Annotated in this window: 14 protein-coding genes and 1 tRNA gene; 11 read left to right on the top strand and 4 right to left on the bottom strand. The window is 61.7% G+C overall.

From position 1 onward, the window contains the following. Nucleotides 1-130 precede the first annotated feature (130 nt). Both CK489_RS08325 and CK489_RS08320 read left to right on the top strand, forming a co-directional pair. Nucleotides 131-925: an alpha/beta hydrolase gene (locus tag CK489_RS08325; protein WP_095731976.1), complete on the top strand. Its 795-nt coding sequence runs from the start codon at nt 131-133 to the stop codon at nt 923-925. Between the two features lie 23 nt (nt 926-948). Then, nucleotides 949-1,416 (top strand): nuclear transport factor 2 family protein, encoded by a 468-nt coding sequence (locus tag CK489_RS08320; protein WP_095731975.1) that lies wholly within the window; start codon nt 949-951, stop codon nt 1,414-1,416. 74 nt (nt 1,417-1,490) lie between these two features. Here CK489_RS08320 and CK489_RS08315 read toward each other — a convergent pair whose 3' ends face one another. Genes CK489_RS08315 through CK489_RS08305 form a run of 3 tightly spaced genes read right to left on the bottom strand, consistent with a single transcriptional unit; the run spans nt 1,491 to nt 4,154 of the window. Further along, nucleotides 1,491-2,288, bottom strand: a complete 798-nt coding sequence (locus tag CK489_RS08315) for an acyl-CoA thioesterase domain-containing protein (protein ID WP_095731974.1) — start codon at nt 2,286-2,288, stop codon at nt 1,491-1,493. A gap of 34 nt (nt 2,289-2,322) precedes the next feature. Further along, nucleotides 2,323-3,513 carry a tRNA epoxyqueuosine(34) reductase QueG gene (gene queG / locus CK489_RS08310; protein WP_095731973.1) on the bottom strand — a complete coding sequence of 397 codons (1,191 nt, stop codon included), beginning with the start codon at nt 3,511-3,513 and terminating at the stop codon, nt 2,323-2,325. Beyond that, complete coding sequence (locus CK489_RS08305; protein ID WP_050628049.1) at nt 3,462-4,154, bottom strand: glutathione S-transferase family protein; 693 nt, start codon at nt 4,152-4,154, stop codon at nt 3,462-3,464. The genes queG and CK489_RS08305 overlap by 52 nt, the downstream gene beginning before the upstream one ends. 262 nt (nt 4,155-4,416) lie before the next feature. Here CK489_RS08305 and CK489_RS08300 point away from each other — a divergent pair, with 262 nt between their 5' ends. After that, nucleotides 4,417-5,223: an undecaprenyl-diphosphate phosphatase gene (locus CK489_RS08300; protein ID WP_050628050.1), complete on the top strand. Its 807-nt coding sequence runs from the start codon at nt 4,417-4,419 to the stop codon at nt 5,221-5,223. 152 nt (nt 5,224-5,375) lie between these two features. On the opposite strand, the gene CK489_RS08295 is transcribed toward CK489_RS08300, so the two are convergent. Continuing rightward, nucleotides 5,376-6,344, bottom strand: coding sequence for a complex I NDUFA9 subunit family protein (locus tag CK489_RS08295; RefSeq protein ID WP_095731972.1), 969 nt, complete (start codon nt 6,342-6,344; stop codon nt 5,376-5,378). A 144-nt stretch (nt 6,345-6,488) separates the two neighbouring features. Here CK489_RS08295 and CK489_RS08290 point away from each other — a divergent pair. From CK489_RS08290 to CK489_RS08255, 8 genes are all read left to right on the top strand, one after another. Continuing rightward, nucleotides 6,489-6,575 (top strand) — tRNA-Leu (locus tag CK489_RS08290). Between the two features lie 85 nt (nt 6,576-6,660). Next, the gene (locus CK489_RS08285) at nt 6,661-8,253 is read left to right on the top strand and encodes a DUF6538 domain-containing protein (protein WP_095732091.1); all 1,593 of its coding nucleotides are present in this window, start codon (nt 6,661-6,663) and stop codon (nt 8,251-8,253) included. Nucleotides 8,254-8,679: 426 nt separating this feature from the next. Next, nucleotides 8,680-9,960 (top strand): DNA cytosine methyltransferase, encoded by a 1,281-nt coding sequence (locus tag CK489_RS08280; RefSeq protein ID WP_095731971.1) that lies wholly within the window; start codon nt 8,680-8,682, stop codon nt 9,958-9,960. A gap of 63 nt (nt 9,961-10,023) precedes the next feature. Then, on the top strand, nt 10,024-12,108 hold the full coding sequence (locus CK489_RS08275) for a DEAD/DEAH box helicase family protein (protein ID WP_095732090.1): 2,085 nt from the start codon (nt 10,024-10,026) through the stop codon (nt 12,106-12,108). Beyond that, nucleotides 12,105-13,628 carry a hypothetical protein gene (locus CK489_RS08270; protein WP_095731970.1) on the top strand — a complete coding sequence of 508 codons (1,524 nt, stop codon included), beginning with the start codon at nt 12,105-12,107 and terminating at the stop codon, nt 13,626-13,628. The genes CK489_RS08275 and CK489_RS08270 overlap by 4 nt, the downstream gene beginning before the upstream one ends. Next, complete coding sequence (locus tag CK489_RS08265) at nt 13,625-19,096, top strand: ATP-binding protein (protein ID WP_095731969.1); 5,472 nt, start codon at nt 13,625-13,627, stop codon at nt 19,094-19,096. The genes CK489_RS08270 and CK489_RS08265 overlap by 4 nt, the downstream gene beginning before the upstream one ends. Nucleotides 19,097-19,138: 42 nt before the next feature. Beyond that, a complete protein-coding gene (locus CK489_RS08260; protein ID WP_502694109.1) occupies nt 19,139-19,531 on the top strand; it encodes a very short patch repair endonuclease in 393 nt (130 codons plus the stop codon). A gap of 498 nt (nt 19,532-20,029) precedes the next feature. Further along, entirely contained in the window at nt 20,030-22,294 is a 2,265-nt protein-coding gene (locus CK489_RS08255) for a hypothetical protein (RefSeq protein WP_143278111.1), read from the top strand. Nucleotides 22,295-22,473: the final 179 nt, after the last annotated feature.

The following is a 22,473-nucleotide window of genomic DNA, read 5'->3' as shown; positions in this document are numbered from 1 at the left end:
AATGCGAGGCATTTTAGCCACGCCCGGCACATATGGCCGGCACATCTGCTCCGCAAGGCGGGCCAGCTGCCGTTGACCGCTGCCGCGTGACGATTGAAAAGCAGGTCTCTGACACGCGAGTGACCGAACCATGAGCCAAACCGCCGCATCCGGACAGGAACCCGCCTTTATCGAGGTCGGCGAGGGCCGTGAGGCGCGCCGGATCGCGGTGCGCGCCCGCGCCGGCGGCGGGCCGGGCCTGGTCTGGCTCGGCGGCTTCAAGTCGGACATGACCGGCACCAAGGCGCTCGCGCTCGATGCATGGGCCGCCGAGCACGGCCGCTCCTGCGTCAGGTTCGACTATTCCGGCCACGGCGAATCCAGCGGCGAGTTCGCCGACGGCACGATCGGCCGCTGGCTCGAGGAGAGCGTCGCTGTGTTCTCGCAATTCTGCAGCGGGCCGCAGGTCGTGATCGGCTCCTCGATGGGCGGCTGGATGGCGCTGCTGCTCGCGCGCGAGATCGCGCGGCGAGGTGGCGGGAATGGCAAGCTCGCCGGCCTCGTGCTGATCGCACCGGCGCCCGACTTCACCGAAGAATTGATGTGGAAGGGCTTCTCGCCGGAGATCCGCGCCGAGATCGAGACCAAGGGCGTCTGGCTCAGGCCATCCGAATATGGCGACGGCTCGCCCTATCCGATCACCCGCAATCTGATCGAGGAGGGCCGCAACCATCTGCTGCTCGGAGCCAAGATCGACGTCGGCTGCCCGGTGCGGATCCTGCAGGGCGCGCAGGATCCCGACGTGCCGTGGAAGCATGCGTTCGCATTGGTGCACCGGCTGCCGGCCGAGGACGTGGTGCTGACCATGATCCAGGACGGCGACCACCGCCTGTCGCGGCCGCAGGACATCGCGCGGATCATCGCCGCGGTGGCGGAGATCGGCTAAGCTCCCTGCACAGGGAGAAGCCAATGGACACGACAACGATGCTGCGCGCGTTCTGCGACGCGGTCGAGCAGCGCAACGGCAAGGCCTTCGCGGATCTCTTCACCGAGGACGGCGTCTATCACGACGTGTTCTACGGCGCATTCGCGGGCCGCGCCAAGATCGCCGAGATGATCGACGACTGGTTCTACCGAACTGCGACGGATTTCCGCTGGGTCATGCACGATCCCGTCAGCGACGGCAAAACGCTCTACGCGCGCTACACGTTCAGCTACCGCTCGACCCTGCCGGAGGCCAAGGGGGCGCGTGCGATGTTCGAGGGCGTCGCGATCATGCGGCTGCGCGACGGCAGGATCACGGAGTACCACGAGGTCGCCAACACCGCACCCGCCTTCGTCGATTTGAACTTTGCACCGGAGCGGATCGCGAAGATCGTCGGCAAGCAGGGCACGGCGCTGCGGGCGCGGCCGGAGATGCAGCAGCATCTGGCGTGAGCTGCGACGGGATCTATCCCTGTCATTCCGGGCTCGCGCCAAGAGGCGCGCCCCGGAATGACGACGATGGGAAATTACGGCGGCGGCGGGTTGCTCATCGGCTTGCGCTGCGCGAGCGCCGCAACGGTCGACGTGCCGATCGGGCCGTTTTCGTCATAGAGCCAGCATTCGCCGATCGCGATGCCGTCGGTGGCGTGATGGTTGACGACCTCGAAGCCGATCCAGTTGGTCACCGGCAGACGGTGCAGATAGATCGTGACGTCGCTGTTGATGTAGCCGAGGCCCCGGTCGCCGGCGTTCGCAAAGGGGCTGGCGAAATCGGCGCCGGTCGCGACATGGACGAACGGCGTCATCTTCACGCCCGCGACGAGTTCGCGGACCTCGCTCATCCAGAGCCTGCGCTCGCCGAGCGAACCCATGTGGCCGACGATCGGCCGCGTCTCCCATTTGCCATTCATGCCGAGCCTCGGATCGGTCGGCTTCGGAATGTCGGCGGGGGCCGGCACCTGCCAGTTTGGCGGCGACCACACATTGCCCGGCGCATTTTCCGTCCTGCGCAACAACTGGCAGGAGGCGCGCGCCATGCTGGTGCCGCCGGAGATGAACTCGGCCTCGATCACCTTAATGCGGAGTCCGTCGCGCACGAGCTTGGTCGTCACCTCGACCGGCGTCGTGATGTTGGGCAGCCGGAACATGTCGACGGTCAGCCGCGCGGGGACGAAATCGTCGGAGCCGTGGCGCTCCTCGATGACGAAGCCGAGCAGGCCGATCACGACGCGGCCGTGCATCGATTCCGGGCTCCAGGGGCCGTTGGCGACGGATGTCGGCATGAAGCCGTCGCCGTGCCGGGTGAAGAAAGGCTGGTTTGTCATGGCGGGCGACCATGACGGGAATGGCGCGATGAAATCAAGAGGCGGTAGCCGCGCGCCACTCCTGCTGCACCGTGATGTCGGGCTCGCCGCCGGCCCGTGTCGCCAACGCTGCGAATTCATCGCGCGCGATCAGTTGCGACAGCGCCCACACCGCCGCGCCGCGCACCAGCGGGCTCGCATCGTCGAGCAGGCGCCGCGCTTCGCCGGCGAGCTTTGCGTCGCCGGAATTGCCGATCGCAATCAGCACATTGCGGATGAAGCGGTCGCGGCCGATGCGCTTGACCGGCGACTTGGTGAACAGCGCGCGGAAGGCGGCATCGTCGAGCCGCGCGAGATCGGCGAGACGAGGCGCGCGCAATGCATCGCGCGCGGCGAGCTTCTGCTCGCGCCCCTCTCGTGCGAATTTGTTCCACGGGCACACCGCGAGGCAATCGTCGCAGCCATAGATGCGGTTGCCGATGCCTTTGCGGAATTCGTGCGGGATCGGGCCCTTGTTCTCGATCGTCAGATACGAGATGCAGCGCCGCGCATCGAGTTTGTAGGGTGCGGGAAACGCGGCGGTCGGACAGATGTCCTGACAGGCATTGCAACTGCCGCAATGATCCGTGTCGCTCGCATCGCGCGGCAGCTCGGTCGCCGAATAGATCGCGCCGAGAAACAGCCAGGAGCCGAACGCGCGCGAGACGAGATTGGTGTGCTTGCCCTGCCAGCCGATGCCCGCGGCCTGCGCCAGCGGCTTCTCCATCACGGCGGCGGTGTCGACGAACACCTTCACCTCGTCGCCGGTCGCAGCAGCGAGCCAGCGCGCCAGTACCTTCAGCCGCTTCTTGATGACGTCGTGATAGTCGTCGCCCTGCGCATAGACCGAGATCGCGCCCTGCGAGCGGCGCGCAAGCAGCTTCAGCGGATCATCGTCCGGCCCGTAATTGACGCCGAGCATGATGATCGAGCGCACGCCACTCCACAGCACGCGCGGATCGGCGCGGCGCTCCGGATTGGCGGCGAGCCAGTCCATGTCGCCATGGCCGCCGGAGCCGAGAAACTCGAGGAAATATCTTCCGGCAACGCCGGTCGCATCAGGACCGGTGATGCCGATCGCATCGAAGCCGAGCGCCCGCGCCTCGTGCTGCAGCGCTGCCTTGAGATCGGAAGGAGAGAGTCTGATCGCCGGGTTCAGAAGTCGAGGTCCACATAGGTGCGCGACGCCGGCACCCCCGCCAGCCACTCGCTGAGCAGCGGGCGGAACGAGGGGCGGGATTTCACCCGCGCGTACCACGCCTTTGCCGCGTCGTCCTCGCTCCATGGCACATCGCCCAGATAGTCGATCGCCGAGAGATGCGCCGCGGCGGCGAGGTCCGCGTAAGTGAGGCGGTCGCCGGCGAGGTAGTTCCGCGTCTTCGCCAGCCAGCCGATGTAGCTCAGATGATAGCGCACATTGACCTTGGCGGCGCGCATGATGTCAGGCGCCGGCGGACCGCCGCCATTGTCCTCGCTCATGAAGCGCTTGTAGATCCGCTCGGTCACCAGCGGGTTGGAGGCCTCTTCGAAGAATTTTTCGTTGAACCACGCCATCAGACGGCGCACCTCGACGCGCTCGGCCGACGACGTCGGCAGCAGCCGCCGCTCGCCGGCATCGAGGCCGTGCGTCTCGTCGACATATTCGGCGATGATGGGTGCGCCCGGAATCGGCGGGAAGCCCTCGGCGATCAGCACCGGCGTGGTCGCTGCCGGATTGAGCGCGAGATATGCCTCGCGCCGCTCCCACACCCGTTCCTCGACCAGGCGCAGGTCGAGGCCATACTCGCCGAGCACGAGGCGAATGAAGCGCGAATGCGGACAGAACGGATGGTGATACAGCGTATACATGAAGCCCTTGGTAGTTTCGCGGCGCTTAAGAAACCATCAACCTGTGCGGCTGGGCCGTGCGATTTGGCCAAGCCAGTTCCGCTCGTCTCTATGTCGCGTCAGCACGCAAACCGGTAGCCACCCCGCAGATGGCGCGGGTCACAAAAACGCTATAGCCCAGCAAATCGGCCGGGTAACCCATTGTTTGACGATTTTTTGCGATTGCGGCCAATGTGCGAATAAGCGAGAAGAATCCCGTTTTCCACACAGGGCAGGCCACAACATGATGACGGATATGCTGCGGGCGGTGATTCTCGGCATCGTCGAGGGCGTCACCGAGTTCCTGCCGGTCTCTTCGACGGGCCACCTGCTGCTCGCGGAGCGCTTCTTCAATCTCGGCGAAGGCAACTTCTGGAAGAGCTTCGCGATCCTGATTCAGCTCGGCGCGATCCTCGCGATCCTCGCGCTCTACTTCGTCAAATTGTGGCGCGTGGCGCTCGGCATGTTCTCCAATCCCGACGACCGCCGTTTCGTGATCGGCGTGCTGGTGGCGTTCCTGCCGGCTGTCGTGATCGGCCTGATCGCCGGCAAGTACATCAAGGAATTCCTGTTCAATCCGTGGGTGGTCTGCTTCACGCTGATCGTCGGCGGCGCCGTCCTGCTCTGGGTCGATCAGCTCGATCTCAAGGTGTACGAGGACGACGCGACCCGGTTCCCGCTGCTGATGTATTTCTGGATCGGCGTCGCGCAGTGCCTGGCGATGATCCCCGGCGTGTCGCGCTCCGGCGCCAGCATCGTGGCTGCGATGCTGCTCGGCGCCGACAAGCGGTCGGCGGCGGAGTTCTCGTTCTTCCTCGCGATCCCGACCATGGTCGGCGCATTCGCCTATGATTTCTACAAGAACCGCGCCGACTTCACCTCCGACAATCTCAGCGTGATCGCGGTCGGCTTCGTGGTGTCGTTCATCGTCGCGATGGTCGTGGTGAAGACGTTCCTCAACTACGTCACCCGCCACGGCTTCACCTTCTTTGCCTGGTGGCGCGTGATCGTCGGCACGCTCGGCCTGATCGCGCTGGCGCTGGGAAGGTAATCACAACTCCCTCCGTCGTCCCTGCGAACGCAGGGACCCATAACCACAGTTCTTTCAATGGCGCAGGGCTGCGGCCCCAGCGTTCTACATCTCGGGAGCTGTGGTTATGGGTCCCGGCTCGAGGCCGGGACGACAGGTGGAGAGAGTTCGGCTTACGCGCTCTTCTTCTGGAACTGCCCCGTCGCGCGGAAGCGCCAGAGATATTGCGGGGCGATCGCTTCCATCGAGTCCGGCGTGATGCCGAGGCCGGCGAAGGTCAGGCCGGCGGCCTTGGCGGCGTCGGACACTACATTGTCGACGCGCAGCATCGCGACCTGGTCCGGCGTCAGGGTGAACGGGCCGGGCGCGAATTGGAGGATGTAGGATTCCAGCTTGGCGAGGCCGAACGGCAGCGGCGCCAGCATGCGGTCGCGCTGGGTGATCTGGAGGATGATCTGCATCACCTCGCGCATGGTCAGCACTTCCGGCCCGCCGAGTTCGTAGGTGGCCCCCGCCTTGGCCTTGCCGTCGACGGCATCGGCCACCGCGTCCGCGACGTCGGCGACATAGGCCGGTTGCACCGTGTTGACGCCGCCGCCGACCAGCGGCAGCACCGGCGAGATCCGCGCCAGCGCAGCGAAGCGGTTGGTGAACTGATCCTCGGGCCCGAACAGCAGCGACGGCCGCATGATGGTGGCCGATGGCAGCGCGGCCTGCACCGCCTTCTCGCCTTCCGCCTTGGCGCGGAAATAACCGGACAGGGAATTTTCGTCGGCCCCGATCGCCGAGACATGGACCATCCGCCCGCCATTCGCGGCCGCCGCCTTGGCGATGGTCTCGGCGCCCTTCACCTGCACGGCGTCAAAGCTCTGGCCGCCGCCTTCGGCCAGGATGCCGACCAGGTTGATGGCGACCTGCGAATCACGCATCGCCGCCTCGACCGAGGCCGGGTAGCGCACGTTGGCTTGGACGGCATGAATCTGCCCGACCCGGCCGAGCGGCTGGAGATGGCCGGCCAGCTCAGGCCGCCGCACCGCGACGCGGACCCGGTAATCGCGCTTGCAGAGCGCGCGGACCACGTTCCGCCCCAGAAACCCCGATCCGCCGAAGACTGTGACTGTGGTGTCCAGGTTCGATGCCATGGGGTGGTTCCTGTCGGATTCGGGAGTTATTGACGTGGGTTAGCCATCTGGCGATACGCCATCGACCCCACCATGTACAGGGTATTCGATTTTTCGTTTCCTGAATTTGACAAGCGCGTAACCGAACCTTACTAACGCGCCCACGCCCAGGTGGTGGAATTGGTAGACGCGCTGGCTTCAGGTGCCAGTGGCTTAACGGCCGTGAAGGTTCGAGTCCTTTCCTGGGCACCATCGCTCTTCTAAGAGCGTGAAATCCAAAGCAAATTAGCAAATTCAACGGCTTACCCGCTCCTCAGTGGTACAGAAGGGTGGTACAATGCCGTTAGCTATGTCGCGTCCGTGGAAGCATCCCAAAACTGGAATCTACCAGCTCCGGAAAGCCGTTCCGGACGATTTGCGCAAGATCGTCGGCAAGCGCGAGGAGAAGGTAAGCCTTCAAACCCGCGATCCGGGCGAGGCCAAACAGCGCTTCGCGAAGGCGCTTGCCGAGCTCGAGGTTCGCTGGGCAAACCTGCGTGCCGGACCGAAGCCCCTGACGGAGCGAGAGGCGCACCAATTGGCAATCGCCGAGCATGACCGATGGATCGAGCAGTACGGCGATAATCCGAGCCAACAGACGAGATGGGACGTCAGATTAGGCGATTGGCTGTTTGGAACCCGGGGAAGTGCACCTTTGGTCGAGCCGGGATCGCTCCGATTGGACTCCAGTCAAGAACTGCTCAAGATCCGCCTTATGGAGCAGGACTGTTTAGAAGCAGCAAACGGCTATCTTACCGGCCACGGAATCTTCGCCGATTGGCAAAATCAACAAACCATGGCTTGGGCAATCGGCGCGGCCATACAGCGCGCCTGCCTGACGCTGGCTAAGCTGGCGAGAGGTGAAGGCGATTACTCGCCCCATTCTCAGGCAATTCCGTTCCCGCAAAGGAACGCTGCGGCAGGACGAGGAAGGGCAGCCTTAGAGCCTAGCGCCTCGAACGGGTCGCTATCGGCGTTGGTCGAGGATTGGTGGAAGGAGGCGAAGGCCGCCGGTCGCAAGCAGAGTACCTATGAGAGCTATCAGAAGACGATGATGAAGCTCGTCGCCTTCCTGAAGCATGACGAGGCGGGCCGCGTAACGCCGGAGGACATCGTCCGCTTCAAGGATCACCGGCTGCAGGGCGGGGCAAGTGCGAAGACCGTGAAGGACAGTGACTTAGCCGGCCTAAAGACGGTGTTTGGCTGGGCGGTCATGAACCGCCGCATGCACTCCAATCCTGCCAAAGGACTTACCATCAAGGTCGGCAAGTCGCGCAAACTTAGATCAAAGGGATTTTACGACCGAGAAGCATCTGCCATTCTCAAGCATGCCCGGAATGCTGCTGCAGGGAGGGCTGCTCCCAAGCTGGCGTTGGCGAAACGGTGGGTGCCGTGGTTGTGTGCCTTCACGGGAGCGCGGGTAGGCGAGATGCTTCAGCTTCGCAAAGAGGACGTTCGCCGTGAAGGCGAAGCTTGGGTCGTGCACGTGACGCCCGAGGCGGGCCCCGTGAAGACTGACGAAGCCCGAGATGTGGTGCTGCATCGGCAAATCATCGACGAAGGTTTCCCGGCGTTCTACGAGAGGTCACCAGGGGGGTATCTATTCATTGACCCCAAGCCCGGTGAGCTAGGCGTTCGTAGGGCGGTGAAGACGGTGCGGAATAAGGTCAACGCCTTCGTGCGTGAAGTTGTGAACGACCCGAACGTTGATCCGAGCCATGGCTGGCGCCATCGTTTTAAGACCATCGGCATCGAGCAAGAGGTGGCCATGCGCGTGCTGGACGCCATACAGGGGCACGCGCCGCGCAATGCTTCTGAGGATTACGGGGACGTAACCATTACTGCGAAGGCGAGGGCCGTCGACCGGTTCCCAGATATAGATGTCGACTAAGGGCTTGTTGCCGAGCTTTGTGCCGGTACGCTTTGGCTTGGGAAGGAGTGTCCCAGCAAGGCGCGCTTGGCGATTGCCGGGTCTGTTGACGAGAGCTCGCGTCTCAGGGAGACCGCTTGTTCGGTCCGGTGTCCGCCGTGGGAAATACGGAGAGCACGATCCGTCGCCGTGCTGTCGGACCCGGGCGGGTGAAGCGGGTAAGCCGGTCGGACTCGAAATACAAAGTTCAAACTACGCGACGCTGTTGATCATATCGCTGCATCTACAGTTGCCGACTGTCCGCAACACAATGCGAGCTGCTGGACTTTAGACGAAACAGAGGCTTAAGTGGGAGCGGAGCCAAGCGCCCGCGCATCTGCGCGGGCGCTTGGCTGTGGATGCCTTGGACGATACTCTCTACCGGGCTCGAATCGGCGTGGGAGCTAAATGGGGACGAGCGTGCGGAAGAGCCGTCGGCAGCCTGTTTTTATCGATGCCTTTGCAGGTTGCGGCGGCCTCAGCCTGGGCCTGCTTCGGTCTGGGTGGCGGGGCATGTTTGCGATCGAGAAGGATACGTTCGCGTTCGACACGCTGAAATTCAACTTAATCGAACCCGGCGCGCGGCTTCGCTACGACTGGCCCAATTGGCTTGAACAGCAGCCGTGGACGATCGAGTCCCTAATGAGCTCGCATGGCCGCAGGCTCTTGGCGCTTCGTGGCCAAGTCGATCTCCTTGCGGGAGGGCCGCCTTGCCAAGGCTTCTCCAGCGCAGGCCGCCGGCGCCAGGGAGATCCCCGGAACAGTCTGGTGGAACGCTATTTGGAGTTCGTTGAGCTCGTACGCCCCAAGATGGTGCTGATCGAGAATGTGCGTGGGATTACGTATGACTTTGCTGGTGATGACGACCGCATTCCACCCCGAAACTTTGCGACAGAACTGATTGCGCGGCTCGGTCGGCGCTATCATGTGTACAACGACACCGTTCGTTGCTCCGAATATGGGGTACCGCAGCAACGGCCTCGGTTCTTCCTTATCGGCATGCTGAAATCTGAGATGAGAGAGCTGTCAAGTCGAGATGCCCCATTCGCTCGGCTGCGGTCTGCAAGATCTCGCTTCCTCGCTGAGCGAGGACTTAGCTCAAGGGTGAGTTGTAAGCAGGCGATCTCCGATTTCGAGCGCCCTCATGCGGGTATAGGTCCTTGTCTGGATTCCAAGGGGTACGATGCCCTGCTTACGGCTCGTCCGCGGACTGCCTACCAGCGTTTGATGCGCGATGAATTTGCGGGTGCCGTTCCCGATACCCGGCTCGCCAAGCACCGCCCCGATATTGTCGAGCGCTTCGCGAACATCATCGCAGAATGCAAGGCAGCGGGCCGGCTTAGCGTGCAACTGAATCGCGAGATGCGGGACCGCTACGGGATAAAAAAAATGGCGACTCGTGTGCTCGACCCAGACAAGGCTGCCCCGACTATAACCAGCATGCCTGACGACCTGCTGCATTATTCAGAGCCCAGAACCTTAACGGTCCGCGAGAACGCGCGGCTGCAGACGTTTCCGGACTGGTTTGCGTTCCAGGGGAAATACACGACCGGAGGCGAGCGCCGATCTCGTGAGGTGCCCAGATTTACACAGGTGGCTAACGCAGTGCCGCCACTGATCGCGGAGATGTGGGGGGAAGTGCTTCTGAAGTATCTAGCCGCCGCAAGCTCTGACAGGGTGGCGGCATAGAATGGCTGGCATTAGACGGCATGGCTGATCAATTTGGATAAGTCCGTGAAGCAGGAGGGCCGGATGCTCTATCCAGCAGGCTTGCTCGACTGGGCAGGGCACCGCGGGGGTGGCGTGCGACGGCTGTTCGACCCAAGCAGCGGCCGTCCAGGCGAGGCCGTTTTCGAGACAAATCTTCTCAGCCGGCTTCGAGATTGGGCGAGACGCATCGCGGCGGCGGACCACGGGACGCCCCGCGTAGTGCTACTGGTCGGCGGACCGGGCAACGGGAAGACCGAGGCCGTAGAGGCAACTATAGGAGAACTCGACGAGGCGCTTAATTGCCGCGGGGCGCTCGTCGAGGAATTGGCCAAATCCTATCATCCTCCCCAGGGCAAGGCTGTTCCGCGGCTTGTAGCAGTGGATGCCGGCGCTGCGAGCCAGCCCAAGCGAAATCTCCGGATTGAGGTGGTCCAAGATGCATCAGTCGGAGGACAAGGCAATCACACTCCCGCGATGTTGCTGGTGCAGGAACTGGAGGCCGCGCTGCGGTCACCTGCTGGGGCGTACATCTGCTGTGTGAACCGCGGGGTGCTCGACGACGCATTGATTCACTCGATAGACTTCGGGCTCAGGAGTTCGCAGGACCTGCTTGAGGCGGTCGTGCGGGCGGTGAGCCTCGCACCCGATGCACCGTCGTGCTGGCCGCTAGAAGAATATCCAGTAATCGCTGCATGGCCCATGGACGCCGAGTCACTGGTCGAGCCGACCGACAGCCGCGAAGATGCGCCCGCGGCGGCAGTGCTGGGACGGGCGCTCGATCCGGCGCGCTGGCTAGAAGGCGGGGTTTGTCAGGCTGGCAGCGCCTGTCCTTTCTGTGGCAGTCGAAAGGTGCTGGCCGGCCGAAGGGAGAGTGAGTCTTTTCTCCGCATGCTGCGTTGGTTCGAACTTGGGACCAGCAAGCGCTGGGCTTTTCGGGATCTCTTTTCCCTGACCTCCTACTTATTGGCCGGCAACGGAACTGGACATCGCGGTGCTTCCGTCGATCCGTGTGAATGGGCCTCGAGTCTGGTGGAAAGCGATAAGCAGGCGCAATTGCAAGGACGGCCCAAGAGAGACACGTCGGCAGCGTTGTTTTGGCTCGTGTCCGCGCAATACCAGCACGCACTTTTCCATCGTTGGGATCGCGGCCTCGCATCCTCCTTGCTCCAGGACATCCGCGAACTCGGATTGCAGGAGAACAACACTGCGATGGGGCTGCACTACTTCTTACAGTCACGGATCGCAGGCTACGTCCCGGCGACTATCGCTGCATCGCTGGACGCCTTCGTGGAGCTACTGGATCCCGCGATGTCTTCGCCGGACGCCGAAGTGATACTTTGGCGCGGAGCGGTTCGACTGGGAGAGTTCGACGCCCGCTTCAGCCGGTCTGTTCGCGAAGGCTTGGATTTTGCGGTGGGCTGCCGGGCTTTGTCGCATAACGAGCGAATGTTGCTTGAGCGCCTTGCGGCGCTGGATGAGCTCCTCGCTGTTCCTCGACTGCGGCTCAAGCGACCGGCCGCTGCCAACCGCATCCAGCGCGCCGTGAGGGAATTTGCCTGCAGGATAACGCGCCGTAGCGTCGGCGCGAGAAATGCGGCCGTGCCGGATGCGGCGACATTGGACGCCTTCAAGCGCGTGGTCGCAGACGCCGACGGAGAGGGCCATGACCTGCGGGAGATTGCGAATCAGGTCGAGGATCTCCTCAACGACGACCACAACTTCAATGTCTCGCTGACAACGACGTTCGGCCAGCCACTGCCACCATCCCGTCGTCGAGCGACGCTGGTCGTATCGCGTCGGCGAGTTTTCCCACGCGACGTGGCTCACAATGGACGCCCGCGCCAGTCGATCTGCTTCCTGGATGTAGAAGTTGGATCAACGCCGCAACCGATTGCCCTGACCTACGACCTCTTCAAGGCCGTGACCGACCTTGATCACGGGCTGTCCCCGGCGTCGCTCCCCCGTAGCGTACTTGCCCTTCTGGACACGACGAGGGCCCGGATGGCTGGATCTATGGTCCGGGATCGCGATGTGCGCGAGCGGCCGACAATCATCCTGGGGGAAACAGTCGCTGTCGAACGATACAGGGGCCGGTTCGAGGCAGGCAAGCGCGGGGGTCGTCGATGAGCCTTGCGGAATTCAAGGCATCGCCATGGGCGAAGTCCCACCCGCAGTACAGGGCGGCGGCGCTTTCAGTGACGCCGGCGCCGGAATACGCCAATTCTGAAGTCCTCGTTGCGGGCCTTTATCGAACCATCGGACTGGAAGGGCTCAGCGAGGGAATGGTCCCTATCAAGGGAAGGGACCTCGATCGCAACATCGGCATCCGGCGCGACAAGCGGACCAAACCCGACGGCGCATCGCTGGAAGGTGACTCGCTCCATGCGCTCTTGCACGATGTGCTCGAGAGCCCGAAGCTTCCCAACCAGTCGGCGAAGCGCTTTGTGCAAGTGACGCCTCTTGTCGGGGAGACGGCGTCTTTCTCCGGGTCTGCGCGCCTAGCCGGCAACCCGTGGCCGGCTGGCGCTCTCGTCCGTAGGATGGTCTGGCTTGGATCCACTAACGAAGATGCCGCCAAGGCACGCTGGGCGAGCCTGTTCGACGCATTAATGGTGCACGACGATGACGACGTTTTTGCCCGTTTTCTCAGGGATGAGATATCCGCATGGACTGGGATAAGGTGGGGCCCGGCATGCATCTTACCTGACGAGAACGACGTGCAGTGCCTTCCGCCCGGCGAACTCGAAGGATACGCGTTTCCAGCGCGGCAGTTTGTTCAAGACCTCGATGCTGTCGTTGGCGCAAAGCCTTTGATGACGCGCCGGCAGTGGACAAGCCTCTTAGAAGCCCTGGTGCGGGTCGCGGCCGTGGCACATGTAGCGTGGCTCTGCGAAGTGCAGAAGATGATCTGGGACAGAGTGCGACTTGCGATTGACGGCCAGACGTCACCTGATGATCCTCAGACGCTGTTTTACCCTCGCGTGCTGGGCTACCTCAGCTATGGCACCGGTGCCGTTTCGGAGCTCAAGGACCGGACGTCGAAGTACCTACGTTCACGACTCGGAATGAATGCCGTGCTCTGGAGCCTCGAGGAGGCTGGCGCAGCCTATACGGGGAAACTTTCCTCTGCGGCCGATCTAGGGGCCTTTTGCCGTCACGTCGGTGCACATCGTTCGAAACTGCTGGAAGTCATGAGCCTTGTTGACGACCTTGCCGACAGAGAGGCTCGGGCGCTTCTCTGCCGTAAGGGAGTAGGAGCCAATCTCATGGAGTTCGCGCGGCACGTCCTCTACCAGCGTCAGGCCGCGAACCCGATCCTACGCGGTTATGACCAAGGCTACATCTTGCGCAAACGGGGAGCGGCAAAGTCGAGTCCGTGGGTGTGCGCTCCAGGTCCAGTGGCTGTGCTAGCTTTGGTACACTGTTCGCTAGCGGGCCTTGCTGGCCCCCGATCGGTGCACCGTCTCGCGCAGCATTTGGCCGCCTACGGGATTGCCGTGGACCACCGCGACATTGCTCAAAATGACCTGGGGCATCAGTTACGCATGCTGGGTCTTGTGCTGGACAGTCCCGACGCCGAGAGCGGAATGCTCCTGGTCCCGCCATTCACCGTCGTTCGACAGGGCCACGCGGGCGGGGCGCAATGAGCAAACTTGCCGACTGGCTAGCTGGAGCGATCCGATCGCGTGTCGCCGAAACCTCCGCCGGAGGTGCTAACGGCGGTGAGGCGAGGCTAATCTTTCATGGACCTCCGCTCGAAATCCTCGGCAGAGTTTACGAGCTTCTTGCGGCGGAGACCGGTAGTTTGGGCTTGCCGATCCTTCTCCAAGTCGCCGAGCACGAGTCGGGTAGTGCCAATCCACCGATTGGCGCGTCCGGGCGATGCGACGAAACCCATTTGCTGGACTTGCGGAATTCGCCGACGGCTTCGAGCTACCTTGCCTTGGTACCACCGAGGCAACACGCGATCCGATCGGTGTCGTCGACAACTGACGAATTCGGTGTATCTGGAGCGCGTAATGGCGCCAACGTGCCATTCGACGAATGGTGGGCCGACACCTTCGTTCAACGCGTGGTTACTGCTTCCCTCGCGGCCACACGGGTCTCAGCCGAGCATCGGGATAGCGCTGTCGAGCTTGTGCAGCGCGCGATGCGCGCAGTGGACGACGTTGACCCGTACAAGGATAGCCGCCAAGCGGCGTGGCGGCTCGTGTCGCGTATCTTCGCTGTCGGCGACTCCTCACTCACTGCTACGCGGGGCATCAGCTTGGCGTGCGGCGTGCCGCCAATGGCTGGCGACAAGCTTTCCTCAAGCGAGCAGCATGCTGTTCTTGACGGCATTGCTGCGGCGCTATCCGATGGCTTCAGGTCTGGGCTCGCCACGGCTGTCGACGCCGCAGCGACAGACCAAAAGCCCTTGCTGGAAGCCTTCCTCCAGCACATTCGATCGACATGCGATGTTCCCACTGCCCTGGAGCGTGCCCCGGAAGCATACTACGCCCCCTCGGGAGGCCCGGTCCTCATCGATCCACCGGCCTGGTGGGTGGGCCTAACGACCGAGCTATGGGCCGAACTGCTTAGCGACGAGCCGGAGATTACGGGTGACATCCGGCTGGAGTGCCTCAATCCATTGTTACCGGTGGCAAAGGGAGTTCCCTTGCTGGTCGAGGGCGAAGTGCAGTTTGCAATTCGAGCGGGAGCAGAGGGCGAAGAAACTCTAGTTGTGACAGTCGAGCGCTCGCCCGGCAAGAACGCCGGGGGTTTCCCAGTCGCCATTGACGTCCAAGGGGGAGCCGAATTTACCGACGCGAATCCCCCGACGCACCGTTCACCTATCCAATACAAGGCCATCGCCGAGAACCACAGGCCGGGATCTGTAAAGGCGATATCGCTGGCAACTTGGCTTCCTGGCATCTTCGTGGCCTGCCGGCTCGCCAGAAAAATCGCCGCGCCGAAGGCGCCCGCCAGACGAACGAGGGGAGCGAACTGGGAGACCAGTATCTCGCTTCCAGGTCCCGGACGTTACGAGCTTTTGATATTTATGTCGCCCGGCATGATCCTTGCCGACCGGGCAACAGGGACAGCGGGAGGAGATGGTAACGACGAGGGCGACTCCGAGGAGCTCGCGCTCAAGGAGATGCGTCCCGGCCTGCATCAGCTTGAGATTGAGGCGGACGGTTCGTACCAGGTCGACATTGCGTTCGAGCGGAGCTTACCAAACGGGAAGCTCATCGCTGAGACATGTCGCGTATTTCTTTCGTGCGAAGACGTCGTCGAGGATGGCTGCAGGAGCGAGTTCGAACGGCTGATCAAGCTGAACCGGAGGCAGGTCGATCTGCTTGGATCGAAGCCTGTTGTGCAGCTTAACAGGAGTGCACGGACGAGCAGCTTGCAGGGGTGGATGCTCCAGGATGAAGATGTCTCGCTATCCTATCTGCCTCTCGTCCTCGCCGAGGACTACGGCGAACAGTGGGTGCAACCGAAGTGGTCGGAAGACACCGGACGTATCTTGTCTGCTGGGCGGTTCCTACAGGATCCGCGCCCACCTGCGAGCCACTTTGATCCACCGGCCGCCTTCGTGGAAGCACGGCGAGCGATTGCCGCGCTGATCCGAGGGCCAGACGATCAGTCGGGCCTCATTGAAGCCGCCCCACTGGGGGAATGGCTTCGCCAACACGAGTCCTTTCCCGGGCTCATTGAGCAATACCTCGATGCCTACGCGGTGTGGTTGAAGGCGAGCCCCGAGGTGGCGACGTGGTCCGATGTCGTCGCGATAGCTTCGCTAGAGCCGGGCGGTCGCACATTGTCTCGCGTGCCTAACGCAATCCTTCTTTCGCCTCTGCATCCCCTGCGTTTGGCGTGGCACGCCGTGGCTCAGGGTGTGCTGGAATCATCCGCCGCAAGTAGTCGCCCCTGCCCAGCAGCTGGCGTGCTCGATCCTGGCATGGTGCCAGACGTCCTCCGGCTGCCGGTTGTCTCCCCCGAGGGGGTTGAGCATGTGCCGTTCCTGTCCGTCGAGTCAAACTCTGACTATTGGTCGGTGCTCTGGAACGGGACGCGCCTGCGCGCCTTGCCCGAAAGATCCAGGCACGCGCCTTTCGGACCGGCGCTTGGCCTTTCGGTTGGTGGAATCTCCTCAGGCTTTAGTGCGAGTCAGGTTGAGCGCGCGCTGGACGACGTCTCGAATGTGCTCTGCGCCAAGCCAGTCGTAAGCGTTGTTGTTACTAGCGCAGGAGGCGCGACTGATTCCTGCAACGAAGGCCTCGTCGCCTGGTCTGGTGCGCGCTACGCGGAGGGAGGAAAGCAGGCCAGACGTCACGCATCTGGTCCCCGGCGTCTTGACATATTCGACACTAGAACGGAGGCGGCGAGGCCGGACGAGGCCACAATCGCCAACCTCTCTGAGGACACCCGGAATTATGTCAGGTGGTTCTCGAGACACCCCGTAGGGGTAGGCCTCGACCTGGGCATTATCGCGCAGCTCGACTCATCAGAACCAGAAGCGTCGGAAACGCCGTCACTGTCCGCCCTCGGGGCTGGGGGACTTCTTCGTCATAGGGTGCGCCGTCAGCTTCCAGGTTTTTTCCTGAGCGAGTCTCGGCAGGGGCGACCCACAGGCACCTCGGGCGATCCGCTGGCGGACAAGGTTGCGGCCTGCATTGGGGCACTGGAGAACACGGGTGAGCAGCCGATAGGGCTTCGCTTCGCGCCGAATGTCCATTCGATCGGCGACATGCTCGAGGAGAAGAAGACCGATTTCGTAGCGGTTTCATCATCTGCGGTGGACCCGGCCTGCTTTCTCGGAGGCTGGCTCCCGCAATCGTACCTGTGGGACTACGACCTCCCCTCGTACTCGCATCGCGCCGGGGACACCAACGGCTATTACTTGCTCTCTCGGGTAAAGACCTCGGACCGCGACGGCCTCAGGAAGGTGCTGTCTCGTCTGCCCGGTTGTGATGGCCTTGACGATGCACGGGTGGAAGACATCCTGCTTGAAGTTGCGCGCCGTGGAATCCCGACGATCCGTGGGCTCGCGGGCGACGATACCGGAGCAACAGGTGACCTTGGTCTTTTCATTGCCGCCCGCCTGCTGCAGGACCGGTTCCGGCTAGGATCAAGTGCTAATAGCCTTATGCCCGTAATCAGCGGAAGTAGCGACCAACCAACGGTCTCATTGGTGATCCCGGTCGATCCGTTCCGGGAATACCTTGATGACCTCTCGCGAGCGTTAAGCAAGGATCGGCCCGACGCGACTTTGGCGCGACCGGACCTACTGGTCATTGGCGTTACCTTAGGCTCGGCGAAGATCCGTATCCACCTGACTCCGATCGAGGTAAAGTGCCGGCTTGGCTCGATGTTCCCGGCGGCCGACGTTAAGGATGCTCTGGGACAGGCGAGGTCCCTGGCGGACCTCCTTTGCGCACTCGCGCAGGACGAGGACGCCCTGTCGGCTTGGCGTCTCGCTTACCAGCATCTTCTGTTGTCCTTCATCGGTTTCGGGATGAGGGTCTACAGTGCGCATCAGGATCTGGCCGGTGCCTCCGCGGAGTGGGCTGGATTCCATGAGAGAATCGCTGGCGCTGTCCTGGGGGCGAACGGGGACGTTACCATCGACCGTCGCTGTCGCCTTATCGTTGTTGACGACAGCCCCATCAGCGATGCGACGGATCGCGATGGTGATGGCTTTGAAGAGACAATAGTCATTGGGGCACGCGACGCCGGACGGATTGTCGCGGGTGATGCACAGGAATTCTACGAGAGCGTCCGAGCCAAGGTTGGCGACTGGTCGATGGGAGCACCGCGCGCAGACTACGCCGACGAGTCTGGTGACATAGCCATCGTCGATCCTTTAGACCTTGCCGCCGAACTGATCGCCCTTGCCGATCGCGAACCCACCGAGGTGACCGATGATGTTGCTTCTCCTGGCGCGACAGCTGAGCCGATGGCCGAGGAGGCACTTCCCCAACCGGAAGCTATTGCCGGCGGGACCGGCGTGGAGCTTGCGGTCGGGATGACGGTCGACGGCTTTGAGCGACGCGACGTCTCGCTTCTGCTATCCGATACGAGGCTCAATCAGCTCAATATGGGCGTGGTGGGAGATCTCGGCACGGGGAAGACTCAGCTCTTGAAGTCTTTGGTCTTCCAGATCGCTTCTTCTGCGCCGAGCAACAGGGGGTTAAAACCGCGCATCCTGATCTTCGACTACAAGCGCGACTATGGCAGCGACGACTTCGTTAGGCCCGTGGGGGCGAGGGTGGTGAAGCCTTATCGTCTTCCGCTCAATCTTTTCGATACGGCTGGAATTGAAGGCTCGCTGGTACCTTGGCTCGACCGATTCCGGTTCTTTGCCGACGTGCTAGACAAGATCTATTCCGGAATCGGCCCAGTTCAGCGGGATAAGCTGAAACGCGCCGTGAGGACCGCCTACGAAAAATGTGCGGGGCGGGCGCCGACCATTTATGATGTTCACTCTGCGTATGCCGACCTGTTGGATGGCAAATCAGATTCCCCAATGTCGATCATCGACGACTTAGTCGACATGGAGATCTTCGAACCCGATCCGGCAAAGACAAAGCCATTCGCCGACTTCCTTGATGGCGCTGTGGTGGTTTCGCTTGATGCCCTGGGCCAGGACGATAGAAGTAAGAACATGCTGGTCGCCGTCATGCTGAACATGTTTTACGAGAACATGCTTCGCACACCGAAGCGACCGTTCGTTGGAACGAGCCCTCAGCTTCGCGCCATTGACTCTTATTTGTTGGTTGATGAAGCCGACAACATCATGCGCTATGAATTTGATGTCCTTCGCAAGTTGCTGCTGCAAGGGCGAGAATTCGGCTGCGGCGTAATCCTCGCCTCACAATACCTCCGGCACTTCAAGGTAAACGCAACCGACTATAGGGAGCCGCTGCTGACTTGGTTCGTGCACAAGGTCCCCAACGTCACGGCCGCAGAACTCAGTGCGCTGGGCCTGGCAAGTTCCGCAGGCGAGATCGCCGAACGGATCAAGGTCTTGCCAAACCATCACTGTCTCTACAAATCGTTCGATGTGCCCGGTCAGGTTATCAAGGGCCTGCCTTTCTACGAACTGATGGCGAACAAGGCCGAGGGCTAGGACGTGGCCGACTTCCTCTCGCCCGCGGAGCGCTCCGCTAGAATGGCGCGAATCCGATCCAACGATACCTTGCCGGAGGTCACTCTCCGGAGGGCGCTTCACCGTCTGGGCCTTCGCTACGTGCTTCACAAGAGGGGCCTTCCTGGGAAGCCCGACTTGGTTTTTCCAAAGCATCGTACAGTCGTATTTGTTCACGGTTGCTTCTGGCATCGACACAAGGGCTGCAAGGTTGCCTCTTCGCCGAAGAGCAACTCGCAGTTCTGGACGGACAAGTTTGACCGAAACGTCGCGCGTGATGGACGGGTCCAAGATGAGTTGCAAGCCCAAGGATGGCGCGTTTTCGTGGTATGGGAATGCGAACTTCAGTCGAAAGCGCGGACCAACTTAAGAGCGGAAACCTTAGCAGCCGATATCCGGCGCGTGCGCCGGACATAGAACAAGTCAGGTCGAAAGACTTTCGGTTTCGATAGTCGTAGGTGGGCCGCCGTCCAGAAGCAAAAAGGCCGCGCGCCATGCGCGGCGCATTCCGGCTTCAGCCTCGGCCAATATTGAATAGGACTGCTAAGGCGATGCCCACGGCGGAGTAGGGTCCTAGATGTACGTCAACTTCTCGTTTCGAAGTTGAAGGCTCAGGTGGGTTAGAATTTCGGCCTTGTTGCGATCCGCTCGGGGGTCTGAGCAGCGTGCCACCAACAGGGAAATGTTGTCTCGCGCCTTCGCTCAAAGCCTTAGCAGCAAGCCTACGTGTGACCCGAAGAGCGTCGTTGGCCGTTCTCAAGGTGCTGCCGATGACCTCGGTGAGGCCATTGCTGCACAGGAGCAGGGTCTCTCCGGCAGGAAGCGGCGGGTAGACCACGTTGTTCTCTGTTGTGGCAAACCTCTTGACAGCCAGCCCAAACCGTGAAAACTAAGCGCAGAACAACGGAGAACAACATGATTGCTTCCCCCCGCGCTTCCAAGACCCGTTCCAACCGACCTGGCTGGAGCGTCACTTTTCGGCACCCCATGCGAACCGACAGCCGCGGCCAGCGTGGACTGAAGATTCGCCGTGGCCTCGGCACCGCGGACGATGGCGAAGCTGATCGCCTTGTCGCGCAACTCAACGAGTTGCTTGAGGACGAAAGCTGGTGGAGCGGCGATCGGCGGGCCGAAGCGGAACGGAAGTTCAGCCCGGTCGTCGTCTCGACGTTCTTCGACGGCATTGAAGCGGGCTCTGTGGACTCGCAGGGGCGCCGCACCCAGGTCATTCCATTACCGAGTCGGGAGGATGGCTATAGCCACATCCTGTTTCTTGGTACGACCGGAGCAGGAAAAACCACGCTTCTTCGGCATGTGATCGGATCGGATCCGATTGAAGATCGATTCCCGTCCACATCGACAGCCAAGACCACAACGGCTGACATTGAGATCATCACGGCACCTGGGTCGTTTCGGGCTGCAGTAACTTTCATGCCCGAACACGAGGTGAGGGCGCATATCGAGGAGTGCCTTGAAGAAGCCTGCCTCGAAGCCGTGCAAACCCATTCAGACGCGAAAATCATGGGTGCGTTCTTGCAGCATCGCGAACAGCGCTTCCGGCTGTCTTACGTATTGGGTTCGTGGACCGAGCGCTCGGAGACGGACGAATCGGAATTCGCGTTCGAAGATGAGGGGGAGTTGGAGGCCGAGATCGACGTTGGTGAGATGGTGGGGCCGGAGGAGCGATCCCGGAATTCCGCTCGGCTTCGGGAGTACCTTGGAAGGATCAAAGCACTCGCCGCGGACGTAGAGAAGGGAGTGACAGAGGTTGTGGATCCACTCCAAGATCAAAAGACAGCGGACGACCGCGCTGCTTGGCTCGAGCTTTTCGGGAATGAGGCCTTCACTCGGAAGGAGTTCTCGGAAATTGCTCTCGATGTCATGGACGAGATCTCAGATCGATTTTCTACACTCAGTGCTGGTGCACTTGATCGGGCGGCAAGCGGCTGGCCGATCCTTTGGTCTTACGAAAACCAAGAGCGGGGCGACTTTCTTTCCCATGTTCGTTGGTTCTCCAGCAATCATCATAAGCAATTCGGACGCCTGCTCACTCCCCTTGTCGATGGAATACGTGTCCAGGGACCTCTATATCCGAGCGCCGCGGAACTGAACAAAGCTGACAAATTGGTGCTGCTCGACGGCCAGGGGCTTGGCCATACAGCAACTACTGCTTCATCCGTCTCGACCAGAATCAGTCAGAGATTTGATTCGGTCGACATGATCTTGTTGGTCGACAATGCTCAGCAACCGATGCAGGCCGCGCCTCTGGCACTCCTGAGGGCAGTCGGCAGTGCGGGTTTTGCCGACAAGCTGGCAATTGCCTTCACCCACTTCGACCAAGTGAAAGGAGCCAACCTCGGGTCGTTCGAGCAGAAACGTGAGCACGTCGCGGCTTCGGTCGCAAACGCGATTGCAAGTCTGCGAGACATCGTGGGGGCTGGCGTGGCTGGAGCGCTGGACAGGCAGATCGAACATCAATCGGTCTTTCTCGGCGGACTTGACCGGCCGACCGTGAAGATTCCAGTCGGATACCAGCGAGAGCTAGGCCGCTTGATCGAAGTCATGCAACGAGCGGCCGCACCAGCGGAGCCCGTTGAGATCGCCCCTCAATACGAGTTCAAGGGACTGGAGATCGCCATGCATGATGCCATTGATGCATTCCGAGATCCCTGGAAGGCCCGGCTTGGACTTGCCTACCACGATGCCGTTGCGAAGGAGCATTGGACGCGTGTCAAGGCGCTCAGTAGACGGCTGGCCAATGGCTGGGCAGATGAATATGACAACCTTACCCCTGTGGCTGATCTTCTCGCACGTCTGCAGGAGGAGGCATCGAAGTGGCTTGATCGGCCGGCGGGTTGGACTCGGCTCCCGAAGGACGAAGATGAACGTGAAGCGGCTTTGGATGTCATCCGACGTGCTGTCTTCGCCCGATTGTATGAACTCACGAGGCGTCGTCTTAGAGACGATCAAGTTGCGACGTGGAGAGTAGCCTATGATCATAGCGGGACCGGCTCGGCTACGCGTCGTGCAAAAACAATTGACGACATTCACGGAGCGGCGGCGCCCAATATTAGTGCTGCGATGAGCCAGGATGCGCGTGAATTTCTAACTAGGCTCTATGTGATACTTCGTGAGGCAATCGAGGAAGCAGGCGGCATCGTTCTTCCCGTTGCTGCCTAAGCGAGTAGTGCTCGAGGGCGTTCCGCTAGTGCGAACGGCGGGACGCCTTGCGTCGATTGAATCAAGCCGTGACCAGCGCCAGCAATTTGCTTCGTCCCCTTATGTCGCGATAATGATCGGCGGCTAGCAGCTATTGAGCTGAGCGGACAAAGTCGAGCAGCCTGCGGAACTGCCGGTCA

The sequence above is a fragment of the Bradyrhizobium sp. UFLA03-84 genome, from assembly GCF_002289535.1.
Lineage (GTDB): Bacteria > Pseudomonadota > Alphaproteobacteria > Rhizobiales > Xanthobacteraceae > Bradyrhizobium > Bradyrhizobium viridifuturi.
The sequence above is the reverse complement of the archived record's forward strand: the minus strand, read 5'-3'. Positions and strand labels throughout refer to the sequence as shown.